Origin of the sequence: Bradyrhizobium sp. WSM471 (assembly GCF_000244915.1) — a bacterium.
Lineage (GTDB): Bacteria > Pseudomonadota > Alphaproteobacteria > Rhizobiales > Xanthobacteraceae > Bradyrhizobium.
Genome location: NZ_CM001442.1, coordinates 3,159,484 through 3,176,139, shown reverse-complemented (window position 1 = coordinate 3,176,139; position 16,656 = coordinate 3,159,484). Strand labels below are relative to the sequence as shown.

General features: G+C 63.2%; 13 protein-coding genes and 1 pseudogene. 9 read left to right on the top strand and 5 right to left on the bottom strand.

The window, feature by feature from the left end; translation table 11 throughout:
* Nucleotides 1-31: 31 nt before the first annotated feature.
* From BRA471DRAFT_RS13760 to BRA471DRAFT_RS13740, 5 genes are all read left to right on the top strand, one after another.
* Nucleotides 32-1,651, top strand: a complete 1,620-nt coding sequence (locus BRA471DRAFT_RS13760) for a GMC family oxidoreductase (RefSeq protein WP_007608108.1) — start codon at nt 32-34, stop codon at nt 1,649-1,651.
* A 186-nt stretch (nt 1,652-1,837) separates the two neighbouring features.
* The gene (locus tag BRA471DRAFT_RS13755) at nt 1,838-2,782 is read left to right on the top strand and encodes a metallophosphoesterase (protein WP_007608106.1); all 945 of its coding nucleotides are present in this window, start codon (nt 1,838-1,840) and stop codon (nt 2,780-2,782) included.
* 23 nt (nt 2,783-2,805) lie between these two features.
* Nucleotides 2,806-3,141 carry a cupredoxin family copper-binding protein gene (locus BRA471DRAFT_RS13750; RefSeq protein WP_035974926.1) on the top strand — a complete coding sequence of 112 codons (336 nt, stop codon included), beginning with the start codon at nt 2,806-2,808 and terminating at the stop codon, nt 3,139-3,141.
* Nucleotides 3,142-3,298: 157 nt separating this feature from the next.
* Nucleotides 3,299-3,847 carry a sigma-70 family RNA polymerase sigma factor gene (locus BRA471DRAFT_RS13745; protein ID WP_007608103.1) on the top strand — a complete coding sequence of 183 codons (549 nt, stop codon included), beginning with the start codon at nt 3,299-3,301 and terminating at the stop codon, nt 3,845-3,847.
* The gene (locus BRA471DRAFT_RS13740) at nt 3,844-4,611 is read left to right on the top strand and encodes an anti-sigma factor (protein ID WP_007608101.1); all 768 of its coding nucleotides are present in this window, start codon (nt 3,844-3,846) and stop codon (nt 4,609-4,611) included. Before BRA471DRAFT_RS13745 ends, BRA471DRAFT_RS13740 begins: the two co-directional genes overlap by 4 nt.
* A 233-nt stretch (nt 4,612-4,844) precedes the next feature.
* Here the strand turns inward: BRA471DRAFT_RS13740 and hpnO are convergent, their stop codons facing one another.
* Nucleotides 4,845-6,236 (bottom strand): aminobacteriohopanetriol synthase HpnO, encoded by a 1,392-nt coding sequence (gene hpnO, locus BRA471DRAFT_RS13735; RefSeq protein ID WP_007608097.1) that lies wholly within the window; start codon nt 6,234-6,236, stop codon nt 4,845-4,847.
* Nucleotides 6,237-6,377: 141 nt separating this feature from the next.
* Between hpnO and BRA471DRAFT_RS13730 the strand changes: the two genes are divergently transcribed.
* The gene (locus BRA471DRAFT_RS13730) at nt 6,378-7,010 is read left to right on the top strand and encodes a DUF2147 domain-containing protein (protein ID WP_007608095.1); all 633 of its coding nucleotides are present in this window, start codon (nt 6,378-6,380) and stop codon (nt 7,008-7,010) included.
* Here BRA471DRAFT_RS13730 and BRA471DRAFT_RS13725 read toward each other — a convergent pair.
* Nucleotides 6,978-9,566 (bottom strand): MMPL family transporter, encoded by a 2,589-nt coding sequence (locus BRA471DRAFT_RS13725; RefSeq protein ID WP_007608093.1) that lies wholly within the window; start codon nt 9,564-9,566, stop codon nt 6,978-6,980. The two genes, BRA471DRAFT_RS13730 and BRA471DRAFT_RS13725, sit on opposite strands and share 33 nt — an antisense overlap.
* A 463-nt stretch (nt 9,567-10,029) precedes the next feature.
* On the opposite strand from BRA471DRAFT_RS13725, the gene ispH reads away from it, so the two are divergent.
* Nucleotides 10,030-10,956, top strand: coding sequence for a 4-hydroxy-3-methylbut-2-enyl diphosphate reductase (ispH, locus tag BRA471DRAFT_RS13720; RefSeq protein ID WP_007608091.1), 927 nt, complete (start codon nt 10,030-10,032; stop codon nt 10,954-10,956).
* A 35-nt stretch (nt 10,957-10,991) separates the two neighbouring features.
* The gene (gene hpnH, locus BRA471DRAFT_RS13715) at nt 10,992-12,152 is read left to right on the top strand and encodes an adenosyl-hopene transferase HpnH (protein ID WP_007608088.1); all 1,161 of its coding nucleotides are present in this window, start codon (nt 10,992-10,994) and stop codon (nt 12,150-12,152) included.
* A 635-nt stretch (nt 12,153-12,787) separates the two neighbouring features.
* On the opposite strand, the gene BRA471DRAFT_RS13710 is transcribed toward hpnH, so the two are convergent.
* A complete protein-coding gene (locus BRA471DRAFT_RS13710) occupies nt 12,788-13,120 on the bottom strand; it encodes a DUF6572 domain-containing protein (RefSeq protein WP_007608087.1) in 333 nt (110 codons plus the stop codon).
* A 68-nt stretch (nt 13,121-13,188) separates the two neighbouring features.
* Between BRA471DRAFT_RS13710 and BRA471DRAFT_RS13705 the strand changes: the two are divergent.
* Nucleotides 13,189-13,721: pseudogene (locus BRA471DRAFT_RS13705) on the top strand (transposase).
* Between the two features lie 152 nt (nt 13,722-13,873).
* Here BRA471DRAFT_RS13705 and BRA471DRAFT_RS13700 read toward each other — a convergent pair.
* Together BRA471DRAFT_RS13700 and shc are read right to left on the bottom strand one after the other, a co-directional pair.
* A complete protein-coding gene (locus BRA471DRAFT_RS13700) occupies nt 13,874-14,623 on the bottom strand; it encodes a phosphorylase (protein WP_007608085.1) in 750 nt (249 codons plus the stop codon).
* A complete protein-coding gene (gene shc, locus BRA471DRAFT_RS13695; RefSeq protein ID WP_007608083.1) occupies nt 14,620-16,587 on the bottom strand; it encodes a squalene--hopene cyclase in 1,968 nt (655 codons plus the stop codon). Before shc ends, BRA471DRAFT_RS13700 begins: the two co-directional genes overlap by 4 nt.
* Between the last annotated feature and the right edge of the window lie 69 nt (nt 16,588-16,656).

Below are 16,656 nucleotides of genomic sequence, written 5' to 3'. Positions count from 1 at the left end.
CCGCGCATGACGCCTGTCGGGTGGAAGCAGAATGCCAAGGCGGCTCGAAGGTGAGTTTGACTACATTGTCGTTGGGGCCGGCACGGCAGGCTGCATCCTCGCCAACCGGCTGTCCGCCAATTCCAGCAATCGCGTCCTCGTCCTCGAAGCCGGCGGCGACGACAACTGGATCTGGTTCCACATTCCCGTCGGCTATCTCTTCGCCATCGGTAATCCGCGCTCGGACTGGATGTTCAGGACCGAGGCCGAGCCCGGCCTGAACGGCCGGTCGCTCGCCTATCCCCGTGGCAAGGTGATCGGCGGCTCTTCGGCGATCAACGCCATGATTTCGATGCGCGGACAGGCCGCCGATTACGATCACTGGCGCCAGCTCGGCATGACCGGCTGGGGTTATGACGATTTGCGGCCGCTGTTCAAACAGCTCGAGGATCACTTCCTCGGCGCGAGCGAGCATCACGGCGCCGGGGGCGGCTGGCGCATCGAGGCGCCGCGGCTGTCCTGGGACGTCCTCGATGCCGTGGGCGATGCAGCCGAGGAAATGGGCATCAAACGCATCCCGGATTTCAATACCGGCGACAACGAAGGCACCAGCTATTTCCACGTCAACCAGAAGCGCGGCCGGCGCTGGTCGTCGGCACGCGGCTTCCTCAAGCCGGTACTGAACCGCCCGAACCTGCGGCTCGAAAAGCATGTGCTGGTCGATCGTCTGATCATCGAACAGGGCCGCGCCATCGGCGTGCGCTTCATCCAGAATGGCGAGATCTTCGAGACGCGTGCCAAACGCGAGGTGATCCTCTCGGCAGGCGCGATCGGCTCAGTGCAGGTGCTGCATCGCTCCGGCATTGGGCCCGCCGACTGGCTGTCGCCGCTCGGCATCGACATCGTGATGGACAAGCCCGGCATCGGCCGCAATCTGCAGGATCATCTGCAGCAGCGCGCGATCTACAAGGTCGAGGGCGTGCGCACACTGAACGAGACCTATTACAACCTGGTTCGACGCGGCCTGATGGGCCTCGACTACGCCTTCCGCCGCCGCGGGCCGTTGACCATGGCGCCGTCGCAGCTCGGCATCTTCACCCGCTCCGATGCGACGCGCGCACGCGCCAACATCCAGTTCCACGTGCAACCGCTATCGCTCGACAAGTTCGGCGATCCCCTGCACCGCTTCCCCGCGATCACGGTGAGCGCCTGCAATCTCCAGCCGACCTCGCGCGGCACCGTACGTCTGCGTTCGGCGACGCCGGACGAAAAGCCGATCATCGCGCCGAATTATCTTTCAACGGATGACGACCGTCAGGTCGGCGCCGATGCCATCCGCACCACCCGCCGCCTGATGCAGCAGAAGGCGCTGGCAAAATATCGCCCGAGCGAATATCTGCCCGGCCCCGCCGTCGGTGATGACGATGCCTCGCTCGCCAAGGCCGCAGGCGACATCGGCACCACCATCTTCCACCCCGTCGGCACCGCGAAGATGGGCGCGGTGAGTGATCCGATGGCGGTGGTCGACGAACGCCTGCGCTTCTACGGCCTCGGCGGCCTTCGCATTGTCGATGCCTCGATCATGCCGACCATCACGTCGGGCAACACCAACACGCCGACCGCGATGATCGCCGAGAAAGGCGCGACGATGATTTTGGAGGATGCGAAGTGAATGCGTAGCCTGATGAGACGTGGCGAAATCCGCGGAGTATCGTAAGTCTGGTCCCGTATTCCGCTGCGCTCCATACGGGCTACGATCCACGTCACCTCACGAAAACGTCATCGCGTCCGGGAATAAGACCCCCGCTCCCCCAATCACCTCCCCGAAGCCCAATTCCGGGCGAAGTGGAGCTGCGCGATGAGCGGACATGATCACGGCGAGGACGGCTTGAGCCGCCGCAAGGTGTTGGAATGCATGACCTGGGCCGGCACCGGGGTGCTCTGGACCATCACCGGTGGCGTGCCGCGCTCGCTCGGCATCATCGATTCCGCGCAAGCTGCGACCGCGGCCGCGCCCGGAATGACCTTCCTCCAGATCAGCGACAGCCATGTCGGCTTCGACAAGCCGGCCAATCCCAACGCGCTCGGCACGCTGGAGGAAGCCATCAACAAGATCAACGCGATGCCGGTCAAGCCGTCGTTCATGATCCACACTGGCGACATCACGCATCTCTCCAAGGCCGCCGAGTTCGACAATGCCGATCGCATCATCTCGCAGAGCAAGCTCGACGTGCATTACGTGCCCGGCGAGCATGACTTCCTCGACGAGGACGTGAAGTTCTATCGCGAGCGCTACGGCCGCGGCACCAAGGGCGCGGGCTGGTATTCGTTCGACGCCGGCGGCGTGCACTTCATCGGCCTCGTCAATGTCGTCGACCTCAAGGCCGGAGGCCTCGGCAATCTCGGCGCCGAGCAGCTCGCCTGGCTCGAGGACGATCTGCGCGGCAAGTCGAAATCGACACCGATCGTGCTGTTCGCCCACATCCCGCTCTGGACCGTCTACCCCGAATGGGGCTGGGGCACTGAGGACGGCGCCCGCGCGCTGGAACAGGTGAAGGGCTTTGGTTCGGTCACCGTGCTGAACGGCCACATTCACCAGGTGATGCAGAAGGTCGAAGGCAACGTCACGTTCCATACCGCCCGCTCGACCGCCTTCCCGCAGCCGGCGCCGGGATCTGCCCCCTCGCCCGGACCGATGAAGGTCGAGGACGCAAAGCTCCGCGCGATGCTCGGCGTTGCCAGCATCAACTTCAAGCAGAACGAGCAGCGGCTCGCGATCATCGACACGCCGCTCCAGGGTTGATGCAGGGCCAACGGAAGCTGACAATGAAGACACTCAATCGCCGCGACCTCGGTGTCGCCTTCGGTCTCGCTTTGGCCGCGGCCATGCTGCTACCCGCCACCATCGCCCATGCCGACGACATAGAGGTGCATATCGACAATTTCGTCTTCCAGCCGGCCGAGCTCAGGATCAAGGTCGGCACCACCGTGACATGGACCAACCGGGACGACATCCCCCACACCGTGATGTCGGCCGGGAAGTTCAGGTCCAAGACCCTGGATACTGACGACAAGTTCTCGTTCACCTTCACTAATGCGGGCGACTACAAATATTTTTGTTCTCTGCACCCGCACATGACGGGGATGATCAAGGTTGAGTAACATCTCGAACCAAGGCATCAACGTCTTGCCCGGCCGATTGTCCCACGCCGGCCGGGCTCGTGTGCCTTCGGTCACACACAGAGAAAACACGAACAGGGACGAAACGAACAGCGACGAAACGAAGCAACGCGCAGAACAAGAGGCAAAGCGAGGAGCGATGCCCGCCAACGACGATTTGCAGAAGGCGCAACGCTTCCGCGAGGCGGCGCTGCCCTATCTCGACGACGTCTACACGCTCGCGCGCTATCTGTTGCGTGACGCCTCCGATGCCGAGGACGCGGTGCAGGAGTGCTATCTGCGCGCGCTGAAGCATTTCGACAGCTATCGCGGGCCGGCGATGAAGCCCTGGCTGTTCGCGATCCTGCGTAACGTCTGCAATGCCGAGTATGCACGGCGCGCACACAGGCACAGCGCGATCGAGGATACGCCCGGCGCTGCCGAGCAGACGCCGATCTGGCAGGAGACCGAGGCAAGTCCGGAAACCGAAGTGCTGCGCAGCCGCGATGCGGGCGCGATCCGCAAGCTGATCGACGCGCTCGCCGAGCCGTTCAAGGAGACATTCGTGCTGCGGGAGATCAACAACCTGTCCTATCGTGAAATCGCCGAGGCCGTCGGTGCACCCGTCGGCACTGTGATGTCCCGCCTCGCCCGCGCCCGCGCCATGCTGCGCGCGGCCTGGACGGCGGATGAGGAGCAAGCAAGATGACCTGCGACGAAGCAAGGATCCTGCTTCACGCGCTGCTCGACAACGAGCTCGATGCCGGCCACGCGCGCGAGGTCGAAGCCCATATCGCCAGCTGCCCGGCCTGCGCTGCGGAGTTTTCGGCCCAACGCGACATGCAGCGCGTACTCGCGAACGCCGATTTGCGCTACACCGCACCGGCGAGCCTGCGTGCGCGTATCGAGGCCTCGCTGCCGCAGCCGCAGCGTCAACAGCCGAGCCGCCGCTCCGTGCTGCGCGGCTTTGCGATGGGCTCGGCAGTCTCCGCGCTCGCCGCCTCCGGCGTCGTCGCATTGGTGCTGCGCCAGGACGACCAGCAGCGCATCCTGTCGGAGGTCGTCTCCGCGCATCTGCGCTCGCTCCAGGCCGGCCACCTCATCGACGTGGTCTCGACCGACCAGCACACGGTGAAGCCGTGGTTCAACGGCAAGCTCGACGTCGCCCCACCCGTGATCGACCTCACCGCACAAGGCTTTACGCTGGTGGGAGGCAGGCTCGATTATATCGACGCCCGCGCCATCGGCGCGGTCGTCTACAAGCGCCGGCAGCATGTGGTCAATCTGTTCGTGTCGCAGACGTCGAACGCGGAATACCGGGCGCCCAAGACTGAGACCATGCAGGGCTTCAACTGCCGCCGCTGGGGCAATCGCGGCCTGAACTTCTGGGCCGTGAGCGATCTCGGAGCCGACGAGCTCGCCGAGTTCGTCGACAAGTTCGAGGCCGCGATGAAGGCGAATGTGGAGGGGTAGCGGCGCAACATCGCACCACGATGTTGATAGACCGAAGTGCCTCCACTTGGTCGTCCTGGCGAAAGCCAGGACCCATTACCACTGGGCAAAGTTATGCACGTGGTACTGGCCCCGAGGTCTATTGATAAATCACGCGGTATGGGTCCTGGCTTTCGCCAGGACGACATTGGGGGCTTGGAAGCATTGGAGCGACACGCCGGTCTCGCGCGACGGACCGCGCATTCGGCCTCAGGTTACGCCGACCGCCTCACCGCGTTGTCCACCAGCGTCTTGCCGAGCGACCAGATCGCGCCGGGGACCTTGTGGCTGCCGGCGATGACGTCGTCGAAGGCGCGCTCGATCCAGCCGCAATCTTCCTCGGTGATGGTGAGCGGCGGCAGAAGCTTGATGGTGTGGCTGCCATGGCCCGCGACTTGCGTGAGGATCTTGTGGTCCTTGAACAGCGGCACGGTGATGAGCTGGCAGAACAGGCCCTTGTTGGCCGCCTCCAGCACGTTCCAGGACGCCCGCAGCCGCAACGATTTCGGCGGGCCGAACTCGACGCCGATCATCAGGCCCTTGCCGCGGACTTCCTTCAATAGCTCGTAGCCGGGCACCATGCGCGTGAGCGCGAGGCGCAGCTCGGCACCGCGTTTGGCGGCGGACTCGATCAGCTTCTCGGACTCCATGACGTCGAGCGTGGCGATGCCCGCGGCCATCGCCAGGTCGTTCTTGGAGAAAGTGGAGCCGTGCACGACTGCACGGTCCATCTGGTTGAAGATCTTGTCGAAGATGCTCTTGCGCGTCAGCACCGCGCCGACCGGCACGTGGCCGCCGGACAGCGACTTCGACAGCAGCACCATGTCGGGCTCGACGTTCCAGTGCTCGACCGCGAGGAAGCGGCCGGTGCGGCCCATGCCGGTCTGGATCTCGTCGGCGACGAACAGCGTGCCGTATTTCTTGCAGAGCGCAGCCGCACCCGGCAGGAACTCGTCGGTGGGCATGTTGACGCCCTTGCCCTGGATCGGCTCGACGACGAAGGCCGCCACCTCGCGCGAGGCCAGCGCCTTTTCAAGGGCGGCGAGATCGTTGAACGGGATCGAGGTGCAGCCCGGCAGCAGCGGCTCGAAGCCGGTGCGGAAGTTCGAATCACCGGTGAGCGACAGCGCGCCATAGGTCAGGCCGTGATAGCCGTGGGCACAATAGACGATCCCCGGACGGCCGGTGGCGCCACGGGCGAACTTGATCGCGGCTTCGACGCATTCGGCGCCCGAATTGGCGAAGAACGCCTTGTCGAGATAGGGGACGTATTTCAGGAGCCGCTCGGCGAGCACGCCGGCAAGCACCGAGACGTCGAACTGGACGAGGTTGGGCAGATCGGCATCGAGCACGCTCTTGAGCGCCTCGCGCATGACAGGATGATTGCGCCCGATCGCAAACACGCCAAAACCGGACAAGAGGTCAAGATAGCGCGCCCCGTCACGATCGTAGAGGTACTGTCCCTGCCCCTTCTGGAAGCCGACATCGTAGCCGATGGTCTTCAGAACCCGAACGAACTGCTCGTTCAGATGCCGATTATGCAGGGCGCTGCGCTGGGCCTGGCGGTCCGCGAACAGCTGAGACATGTCTGGATTTGGGCTGTGCATCCGCTACATACTTCGGTTGAGGGCCGTCTCGTCAACTGAAAACGGACCGTTGCCAAAAACGGTCTGTGCGGCCTTTTGCCCTTTTTCGGACCATCTTCGCAAGCAGAGCTTTAGACCATGTTGCACTGCCAAGGAACTATCATGCGTTTAGCCCTTTACACCGGACTAATACTGGCTGGCGGTTACACCTGCCTGACTCCGGCGCTCGCCGCCGATCCGACCGGCGACTGGCGGGTTGCCGACGGCGTCGCCAACATTCGTGTCGCCCAATGCAATGGCAGCATGTGGGGCGCGGTTTCCTGGGAAAAACAGCCCGGCGGCCGCGACGAGAACAATCCGGACGCGTCGAAAAAGACCCGGCCCACGCTGGGCATGGCGACCCTGATCGACATGAAGAAGAAGCCCGGCGCCGATCAGTGGGAAGGTCAGGTCTACAACGCCAAGGACGGCCAGCTCTACAGCGCGACCATCACGCCGGTTGGCACCGACCAGCTCGAGATCAAGGGCTGCGTGATGGGCTTCCTGTGCGGTGGCGAGACCTGGACACGGGTCAGCCCCCCGATTCCCTTGAGCTCCGCCAACGCCGTGGCCAAGGGCGCGCCAAAGCCCACCGGCGCGGCGCCGAAAGCCCTGGGAACGACGGGCGCTATGGCGGCGCAGCCTGCGCCCGCAGCCCCGAAGGCCGCCGGCACCGCCAAACCCGGTCAGAAGGGCGCCGCCGACCAGGTCGGCGACATCTGCCTACTCCCTGAGATTGCGGGGTTTGCCCATTAGGGCGGGCTGAAACAGCAGCACAGCGGCGAGCGTCGTCACCAGCGACAGCGCGAGCAGCTTGCCCATGCTGGACGTGCCGGGATGGCTCGACAACCAAAGGCTGCCGAACGCGGTCGCCGTCGTCAGCGCGCTGAAAAAGATCGCGCGCGTCAGGCTGGTCTGGAGCAGGTTTGTCCTGCCCGAGCGCCAGGCCACGACATAGTAGATCTTGAAGGCCACGCCGACGCCGAGCAGCAGCGGGAACGCGACAATGTTGGCAAAGTTCAGCGGCAAGCCGATCAGCACGCAGATCTCGAGCGTCACCGCGCCGGCCACCAGCAGCGGCACCAACGTCATCAGCACGTCGACGAACCGGCGCAGCGTAATCCACAGCAACAGGCCGATCACCAGCAGCGCATAGATTCCGGCATGGATGAACGCCTTCACCACGGTGTCGCCGGATTTCAGGATCGAGACCGGACCGCCGATCGCGGTCGGCTCGGCAACGAGTACCGCCGCCGCAAATTTGCGTAGCGTGTCGTTGTCGTTGGGATCGCCCTTCGGCAGCGCCTCGACGCGGATGATGCCGTCCTTGCTCTTCCAGGCGCTGACGAGATCTGCCGGCAATGATTTCAGGGTGACCGGCTCGGCCTGCATCGCGTTCCGGAGCTGGTCGAACACGATCTTCATCGGCGCGACGAACACGTCCTGCGCCTTGTTCCGCGTGGCTTCATCGCCATTGGCGAGCTTTTCCAGTGCGTCCGCGAGCCGACGCGAGGCGACCGCACCCGGGCCCTTCGCATCGCCCGCGGTCCGGCGCAGATTGTCGACCGAGGATTTCAGCGCATCGACGTTTTCCTTGTCCGTCGGTGCGGCGTCGATCTGGTCGGGATTGAGCGCGGGGTTCAGCACCTTGGCGCCCTGCGCGAGCAGCTTCAGCTTCGGCGGCTGGTCTTCAGGAACGAAGCTGTTGAGCGACATCACGCGCAACACCTCCGGCACCTTCTCCAGCTTCGCCTCGACCTGCCGTGCCTGCTCTTCCGACGTGGTCATCACGTTGATGGCATTGGCGCCCGTGTTGGGATCCTTGCGCAAATCGAGGAAGGTCGCGATCGACTCCGCCTTCGGGTTGCGCAGGTTCATCGGGTTGAAGTCGAACTTCATGTAGTAGAGCAGCGGCAGGCCGGCGACCGCCAGAAACATCGTACCACCGACGACCAGCACGCGGTGCTTCTCCAGGAAGTGATCGAGCGGCGCCAGGAAGGCATAGCCGACCGGCTCTTTCTCACCGGGCGGGTTCAACAGCTTCAGCATCGCCGGGAGTACCGTGATGCTGGTGACGAACGCGACCAGCATGCCGACGCCGGCGATCTGGCCGAGTTCGGCGATACCCTTGTAGTCGGTGGGGATGAAGCAGAGGAAGCCAGCCGCGGTCGCCATTGCCGCCAGCGACAACGGAATTGCCGACCGCTTGGCGGCCAGGATCAGCGCGCCCGAAAGGTCGTTATGCTTGTAGCGTTCGGAGCGATAGCGGACGCTGTACTGGATGCCGAAATCGACGCCGAGGCCGACGAACAGCACGGCGAATGCGATCGACAGCAAATTGAGCGAGCCCACCATCATCAGGCCGGCGGCGGTGGTCAGCGCAAGACCGACGAAGAGATTGACGAACACCGCGAAGATGATCTTCGCCGAATGCAGCGCCAGCCACAGGATGAGCAGCACGACGAGGACGGTGCCGATGCCGTTGACGACGGCGCCTTCCTGGACGGTTGCATATTCCTCGTTGGCGATCGGGACCGGTCCGGTCAGCCGGACTCGCGCCTGATATTTGGTGGCAAAATCCAGATCGGCTGCGGCTTTGCGGATCGCGTCGGTTGCGCCCTTGCCGGGCTCGAGCGCGTTGTAGTCGAGGATCGGCTTGAACTCGATGAAGGCGCGCTTGTCCGAATCCGTCAGCGGCTGGTCGCTGACGAGCTCGCGCCAGGAGAAGGTCGCGTTGCCCTTATTGAGCACGGTCTCGACCGTTTGCGCGATCTGGTTGAAGGGCCGCTCGGTGTTGTCGAGCTTGACCTGCCCGCGTTTCACGCCAGCAAGTCCCGTCTCGAGCGCGCCGGTCAGGCCGCGGATCGAGGGATCGCCCGCCATGATCTCGATCAGGGGCGCGGCGGATTCGAACTGGCCGGTGACCTTGGCGACTTCCTCTGTCGGCAGGAACAACAGGCCATTCTTCTCGAAGAACTCGCCTGTGCCGAGCTGCTGCATCGACTGGAACTCGGTCTTGTTGTCCCTCAGCTTGGCGTAGAGGGCGTCCGACGCCGCGGTCGCCATCTCCGGCGTCTTGGCTTCGACCACCGCCGTAATCGTCGCATCGCGGTCGAAGGCGCGATCGAACTGCTGGTCGCGTTGGCGCCAGTCCAAATTTTGGGCAATCAGCGAATTGATGTCGGTGTTGATGGCGAAATGCCGGGACGTGTAATAGCCCGCCCCCACCGCCAGCAGGAGCCCGAGAACGACGACGAGGGAGGCAAACCGGGTGCAGGCCCTGACGATGGCAACGACGACGCTTTGCAGCACTACTTTTCTTTCTGCGGTTAACAGCTTGCCGGAAACGCCCGCTGTTTAACGGAGTTCCCGGCCGAAACCTATTGCTGTTTTGAGTGGTTATCGCCGTCAGAAGGTTCGAGGTAAACGGCGAAAGACCATGGCAAAATCATGCGGGGGCCGTCGGTATAGCCGGGGAGTTGAGGCGGGAAAGTGACGAAGCGTGCGCACAAATGTCGTCACATTTGCTGCCACGGACGACATCTACTATAATACCGCGAAACTGTTCCCGCGGGGAACCAAAGTTCATTCCACCTTTCCTTGCTGCCGATTTTTTGACACAAAGTGCTGCGCCTCCATGCATCGGGCCCCGAAAGGGGTGGGCGGCTACCGCGTGCGCGAAACCGATGGTGCGGATATTGCAACTCATTGGTTCGTATCGGGGTGTCCCCTAAACTTGAGAGCGGATTGGTGCAACTTGCGTGATGGCCGTCCAATGGAAGTTTATCTGGCGCAACCGCGCGGCTTTTGCGCGGGCGTGGTGCGTGCGATCGAGATCGTGGAACGGGCGCTGGAGAAGTACGGCCCGCCCGTCTACGTGCGCCATGAGATCGTGCACAACAAGTACGTCGTCGAGAGCCTGAAGAACAAGGGCGCGATCTTCGTCGAGGAACTGTCGGAGGTACCGCCGAAGGCCGTGACCGTCTTCAGCGCTCATGGCGTGGCCCGCAGCGTCGAGGAAGAAGCGGCCGCGCGCGATCTTCCGGTGCTCAATGCCACCTGCCCCCTGGTCACGAAAGTTCACAATCAGGGGAAGCGTTACATCGCCAGGGGCCGCACCCTGATCCTGATCGGCCATGCCGGCCACCCCGAGGTCGAGGGTACCATGGGCCAGGTTCCCGCCCCCGTCCTGCTGGTCCAAAGCGTTGAAGAGGTTACGGCCCTCGAGCTGCCGGCGGATACGCCAGTGGCCTATATCACCCAGACCACCCTGTCTGTGGATGACACCAAGGACATCATTTCGGCCCTCCAGGCCCGCTTTACAGATATTCAAGGCCCGGATATCCGGGATATCTGCTATGCGACACAGAACCGCCAATCTGCGGTAAGGGACTTGAGCAAGCTGGTCGACGTGATCTTGGTGGTGGGCGCTGCCAATAGCTCGAATTCGAACCGGCTCCGCGAAATCGGCACTGAGGCCGGTGTCGCGAGTTATCTGATCGCCGACGGCAGCGCGCTCAATCCCGAGTGGTTGAAAGATGCCAGGACCGTCGGTGTCACGGCTGGCGCTTCGGCGCCCGAGGTACTCGTGGATGACGTGATCGAAGCAATGCGGCGGATCGGACCGGTCAAGGTCTCGGTGCTCCCCGGCCGCGAGGAAAACATCGAATTCCGGCTTCCGGCCCAACTGGCTGCGAGCTGACCCACCCGAATTTCAAGCCCAGAAAGAAACTTGTAATGGCTATCCCCTTCTTCAAGGAAATGCGTATCGGCGGCTATTTGATCAAGCAGAAGCTGCTTGGCCGCAAGCGCTATCCGCTCGTGCTGATGCTGGAGCCGCTGTTCCGCTGCAACCTCGCCTGCGTCGGCTGCGGCAAGATCGATTATCCGGATGCGATCCTCAACCGCCGCATGACCGCGCAGGAGTGCTGGGACGCGGCCGACGAGTGCGGCGCGCCGATGGTCGCCATTCCCGGCGGCGAGCCGCTGATCCACAAGGAGATCGGCGAGATCGTGCGCGGCCTCGTGGCGCGCAAGAAGTTCGTCTCGCTCTGCACAAATGCGCTGCTGCTCGAGAAGAAGCTCGATCTGTTCGAGCCCTCGCCCTATCTGTTCTTCTCCGTGCATCTCGACGGCCTGAAGGAGCATCACGACAAGGCCGTGTCGCAGAAGGGCGTGTTCGACCGCGCCGTCTCCGCGATCAAGGCGGCCAAGGCCCGCGGCTTCACCGTCAACGTCAACGCCACCATCTTCGACGGCCATCCGGCCGAGGAGATCGCCAAGTTCTTGGACCTCACCGTCGAGCTCGGTGTCGGCGTCTCGATGTCGCCCGGCTATGCCTATGAGCGCGCGCCGGACCAGGAGCACTTCCTCAACCGCACCAAGACCAAGAAGCTGTTCCGCGACGTTTTTGCGATGGGCAAGGGCAAGAAGTGGAATTTCATGCATTCCGGCCTGTTCCTCGACTTCCTCGCCGGCAACCAGGAATACGAGTGCACGCCCTGGGGCATGCCCGCGCGCAACATCTTCGGCTGGCAGAAGCCCTGCTATCTGCTCGGTGAAGGCTACGCCAAGACCTTCAAGGAGCTGATGGACACCACCGATTGGGAAACCTACGGCACCGGCAAGTACGAGAAGTGTGCGGACTGCATGGCCCATTGCGGCTACGAGCCGACGGCGGCGACCGCAGCCATCAACAACCCGCTGAAGGCGATGTGGGTGTCGCTGCGTGGCATCAGGACCACGGGTCCGATGGCTCCCGAGATCGACATGAGCAAGCAGCGCCCGGCGCAGTACATCTTCTCGGCGGAAGTGCAGAAGCGCCTCTCGGAGATCCGCAAGGACGAGGCCGAGGCTGCGCAGGAGAAGGCGGCGCGGAAGGCTTCGACCGCCGCGTAAGCGCGATGACCTGTAGCCCGGATGGAGCGCAAGCGAATCCGGGACGGGCCCTCCGCGTTGAATGTCCCGGATTGCGCCCCGCTCCACTCAGGTTAGGCAGACATCAAACAAAAAGCGCCCGATCGCCAATGGCGACCGGGCCTTTTGTTTTTTTGCTCAGGCGCATTGGGGAAGAGCAAATGTGCAGGCAGTGCTCCTCTCCCTCCGCTTGGGGTCAGTTAGCTCTCTCGCAAAAAAGTGAAAAACAACCCCATGCACAGTAGAAACGCGACTGCTGAACGGCTCAGTGTGCATTCGGCAAGTCATTGCGGCGTCGAACAAATCAGCGGCAACCGGGCAATGGCTGGGATTCTGCAGATTTGCACCGCATTCGAGCCGCGCCGTCATTTTGAGCGCAATCGAAGGCCAGCACTAGCTTCGTATTTTACGAATTTAATTTGACGCGTCGGGCAAAACAGTGGCACTATGCCATCATGGCCCATTCGAAAGCGGCGCCAGCCAGTCGGCGGCGCGCGGAAGCACTACTTTCCCGAAATCCAACCTCCGCGCAAACCGTACGATAGACGAGCGCTTGTCACAGGAATTACCTGTGTCTCACTTAGGGGTGCATTCCAAGGGTGCCCCGCGAGGGCCACTTAATTGGGGCTCATAAGGCTAAACTGTAACCGAACGCCCGCGCGTTCTATGGCGGCTCGCGCCTTCCCGTAGAAGAAGTCGGCCTTATGGCTCAGCGGGAACTTCCCGACCAGGTTGATTACAATACCGCGCCCCTTGGCATCGGGCACCTTTTTGAATATCTCGCCACTTTCGATAAAGCGAAGATACGCGTTGAGCTTGTTCTGAAGAAGGACGAGATGGTCGCCTTCGTTGTCATCCCACGGCAGATGATCGCTGATCGTGAGCCATAGCTCACCGGAAGCCTTGTCGATGGTCGCGACGTCAATTGTATCGGCCTGATCTACTGACATATTCAGCCCGTAGGATGGGTTGAGCCCTTGCGAAACCCGTCTCACTTGTTTGGTGATAACGTTGCGCCATGACCGCGTACCGTCGCAACTTCGTTCCCGGTGGGTGCTTCTTCTTTACCGTCAATCTGGCGGAACGGAAGCTATCGTTGCTCACGGATCATGTCGAGCTATTGCGCGCGGCGTTTCGTGAGACGCACCAGCGCCATCCGTTCACGATCGATGCCATCGTGGTGTTGCCTGATCATCTTCACACCGTATGGACGTTGCCTGAAGCTGACGCCGATTTTGCAATGCGCTGACAATTGATCAAGTCCACGTTTTCGCGCGGTCTGGCGCGAAACGAAAGGATCTCCCGAAGCCGTTCGGCCAAAGGTGAGCGGGGCATCTGGCAACGCAGATATTGGGAGCACACCATTCGCGACGAAATCGATTTCGCCCGGCATATCGACTATGTTCATATCAATCCGGTCAAGCACAGGCTCGTCGACCGGGTACGCGACTGGCGCCGTCCTCGTTTCATCGTCACGTGGAGCTTGGCAACTATCCAGTCGATTGGGCGGGCGATCAGTCGGATGATGGCCGCGATTATGGAGAGCGCTGATCGGGAAGAGATGGGTTTCGCAAGGGCTCAACCCATCCTACGGAGTGACGCTTTGCGAGGCCCGGCCGCTGATGGCGACCAGGCCACGATCAAAAAAAGGCCCGGCGCCAATGGCGACCGGACCTTTTGTTTTTAGTGATCGCAGAACCCGCTCAGGCCGCCTCGGAGACCAGGGCCTCGCTCTCCACGAGCTCGGTGCCGATCAAATAGTCGCGGCAGCCGCGCAGGCTGCGCAGCGCGCGGTTGAAGTCGAGGCCGGTCGAGACCAGTCCATGCAGCGCGGTCGGATTGCGCGCGATGCCGCGCAGCACGGCCAGCACGTCGATCTGACCGTTCGGCTTGATGGCGGCGCGGGCGAGCGCCGGCAGCGCGCGATGGGCGGGATCGCTGATGACGCGGACCGCGGCGAACGGCAAGCCGGCCTCGGCGGCGTAGGCGGCCGCGATGTGGCTTTCCATGTCGACGGCGGCCGCTCCGGTCTCGGAATGCAGCGCCGCCTTGCAGGAGCGCCCGGTGACCACTTCCTCGGCACCGGCGAGGCTGCCGCGCACCACGCGGCGGCGCCCCGACGTCAGGCGGTCGATCAGGTCGTCGCCGAGCGACAGGCCGGCAGCCCAGCGGGTGTCGCCCGCGAGCACCTCGGTCGCCAGCACGACGTCGCCGGAGCGCAGCGTCGGGTCAAGCCCGCCGGCCACGCCGAACGAGATCACACCGCGAATCGTCTCGGGATCCAGCACCGTCAACAGCGCCCGCAACTGGGTCGGGCTGCTCGACGAGCAAATAACCGCCATTCCGGGCCCGGCCGCGATGCGGGCCTCCTGAACCAGTCCAGTCACGATCAATATCGGCCGCGGATCAACGGTTTGACCCGCGGTAACATAGTCCCCCGTCCCCAAAGTCACATTCCGACCCCTACCACCCTGCTGTTGGTGTTCCGCAAGTTCCGATACCGCGCCAACGCCCACAGCGGGAAGAACTTCGGATAACCATGGTACCGTAGATAGAATACACGGGGAAAGCCTGTGGCGGTGTACCGCTGTTCGTCCCACAGTCCTTTTTCGTTCTGTGTTGCAATCAGGTACTCCACCCCGCGGGCGACGGCCGGGTGATCAACCTCGCCTGCCGCCATCAGGGCAAGCAAGGCCCATGCCGTTTGCGAGGCGGTCGAGGGGGCAGCCTCCCAGCCGCGATAGTCCAGCCGGTAGCTGACGGCATCCTCGCCCCAGCCGCCGTCCTTGTTCTGGATCGAGGCCAGCCAGCCGGCGGCTTTCCGGATCATGGGGTCGTCATGGCGGACGCCGGCCATGTTGAGGGCGCACAGCACCGACCAGGTTCCATAGATGAAGTTCATGCCCCAGCGGCCGTACCAGGAGCCTTCGGGATGCTGGGTCTTCCGCAGGTAGGCGATGCCATCGGCGACATGCTTGCTGGTCTTCGCGGTCTCGCCGAGCTGGGACAGCATCGAGATGCAGCGCGCGGTGACGTCCTCGGTCGGCGGGTCGAGCAGCGCGCCATGGTCCGAGAACGGGATGTTGTTCAGATAATATTCGAGGTTGTTGACGTCGAAGGCAGCCCAGCCGCCGTCGTCGCTCTGCATGCCCTCGATCCACTCCCGGGCGCGGTCGATCGCGGCGTCATAGCCGGTCGCGCCGTGCTCCCGGCGCATGCGGTCCATCGACATCACGACCACCGCAGTGTCGTCGAGATCGGGATAATGGGCATTGTTGTACTGGAAGGCCCAGCCGCCCGGGCGCACGTCGGGCCGCTTCACCGCCCAGTCGCCCTTCACCTCGAGCTCCTGCTTCGGGATCAGCCAGTCGAGACCCTGCTTGGCCGCAGGCACCGCCCTGTCACCGCCGGCTTCGAGCAGCGCGTGGGCGGTCAGAGTCGTGTCCCACACCGGCGAGACGCAGGGCTGGCAATAGGCTTCGTCGTCCTTGATCACGAGCAGCTTGTCGATACCCCGGCGCGTGATCGCGCGCGGCGGATAACTCTCATCCTTGCCGAGCGCCTCGTACATCATGACGATGTTGGCCATCGGCGGATAGATCGCCCCCATGCCGTCCTCGCCGTTCAACCGCTCCTCGGTGAAGGCGAGCGCGGCATCGATGGCGCGCTTGCGCAGGCTCTTGGGAAACATCGGCTCGATCACGCGCAAAATGCCATCAAGCGCACGGAACAGCACGAACCAGGCCATGCTCTGGTGCGGCGCCTTGGCGGTCATGCCGATCGAGCGCGGGTCCTGCAGGAACAGCTCGTCGATGCCGACGCCTTTCGGATTTTTCGCCCGTGGCTTCAGCGCGGCGATGACCATCAGCGGCACCATGGTGGTGCGCGCCCAGTAGGAGATCTTGTTGATGTGGAACGGCGACCAGAACGGCAGCAGCACGATCTCGATCGGCAGCACCGGTACCGCGCGCCAGGTCACGACGCCAAACATCGCAAGCATGAAGCGCGTGAAGACATTGCTGTGAACGGCGCCTCCGCGGGAATGGATCGCCTCGCGCGCACGCACCATGTGCGGCGCGTCGATGGGATCCCCGATCATCTTCAGCGCGAAATATGCCTTCACGCTGGCGCTCATGTCGAACTCGCCGTCGTGCACCAGCGGCCAGCCGCCATGGGCGCCCTGAACGCGGCGAAGATAATTGGCGATCTTGGCTTCGAGCACGGCATCGACCGGCTCGGCGAGATAATGGCGCAGCAGCACGTATTCGGCCGGAATCGTGCAATCGGCCTCGAGCTCGAACACCCAATGGCCGTCGGATTGCTGAAAGCCGAGGACGCCTTCGGTGGCCGACGCAATGCTCGATTCCAAGTTCCCCAATTCTTGGGCTTCGCGGCTGGTCGCGTTCACGGAATCCATCTCGCTCGATTGCTCCGATAGTCGATTGAATTGGCCGAAATTGACCGGGACAAATGCCCGTCAGGGCCG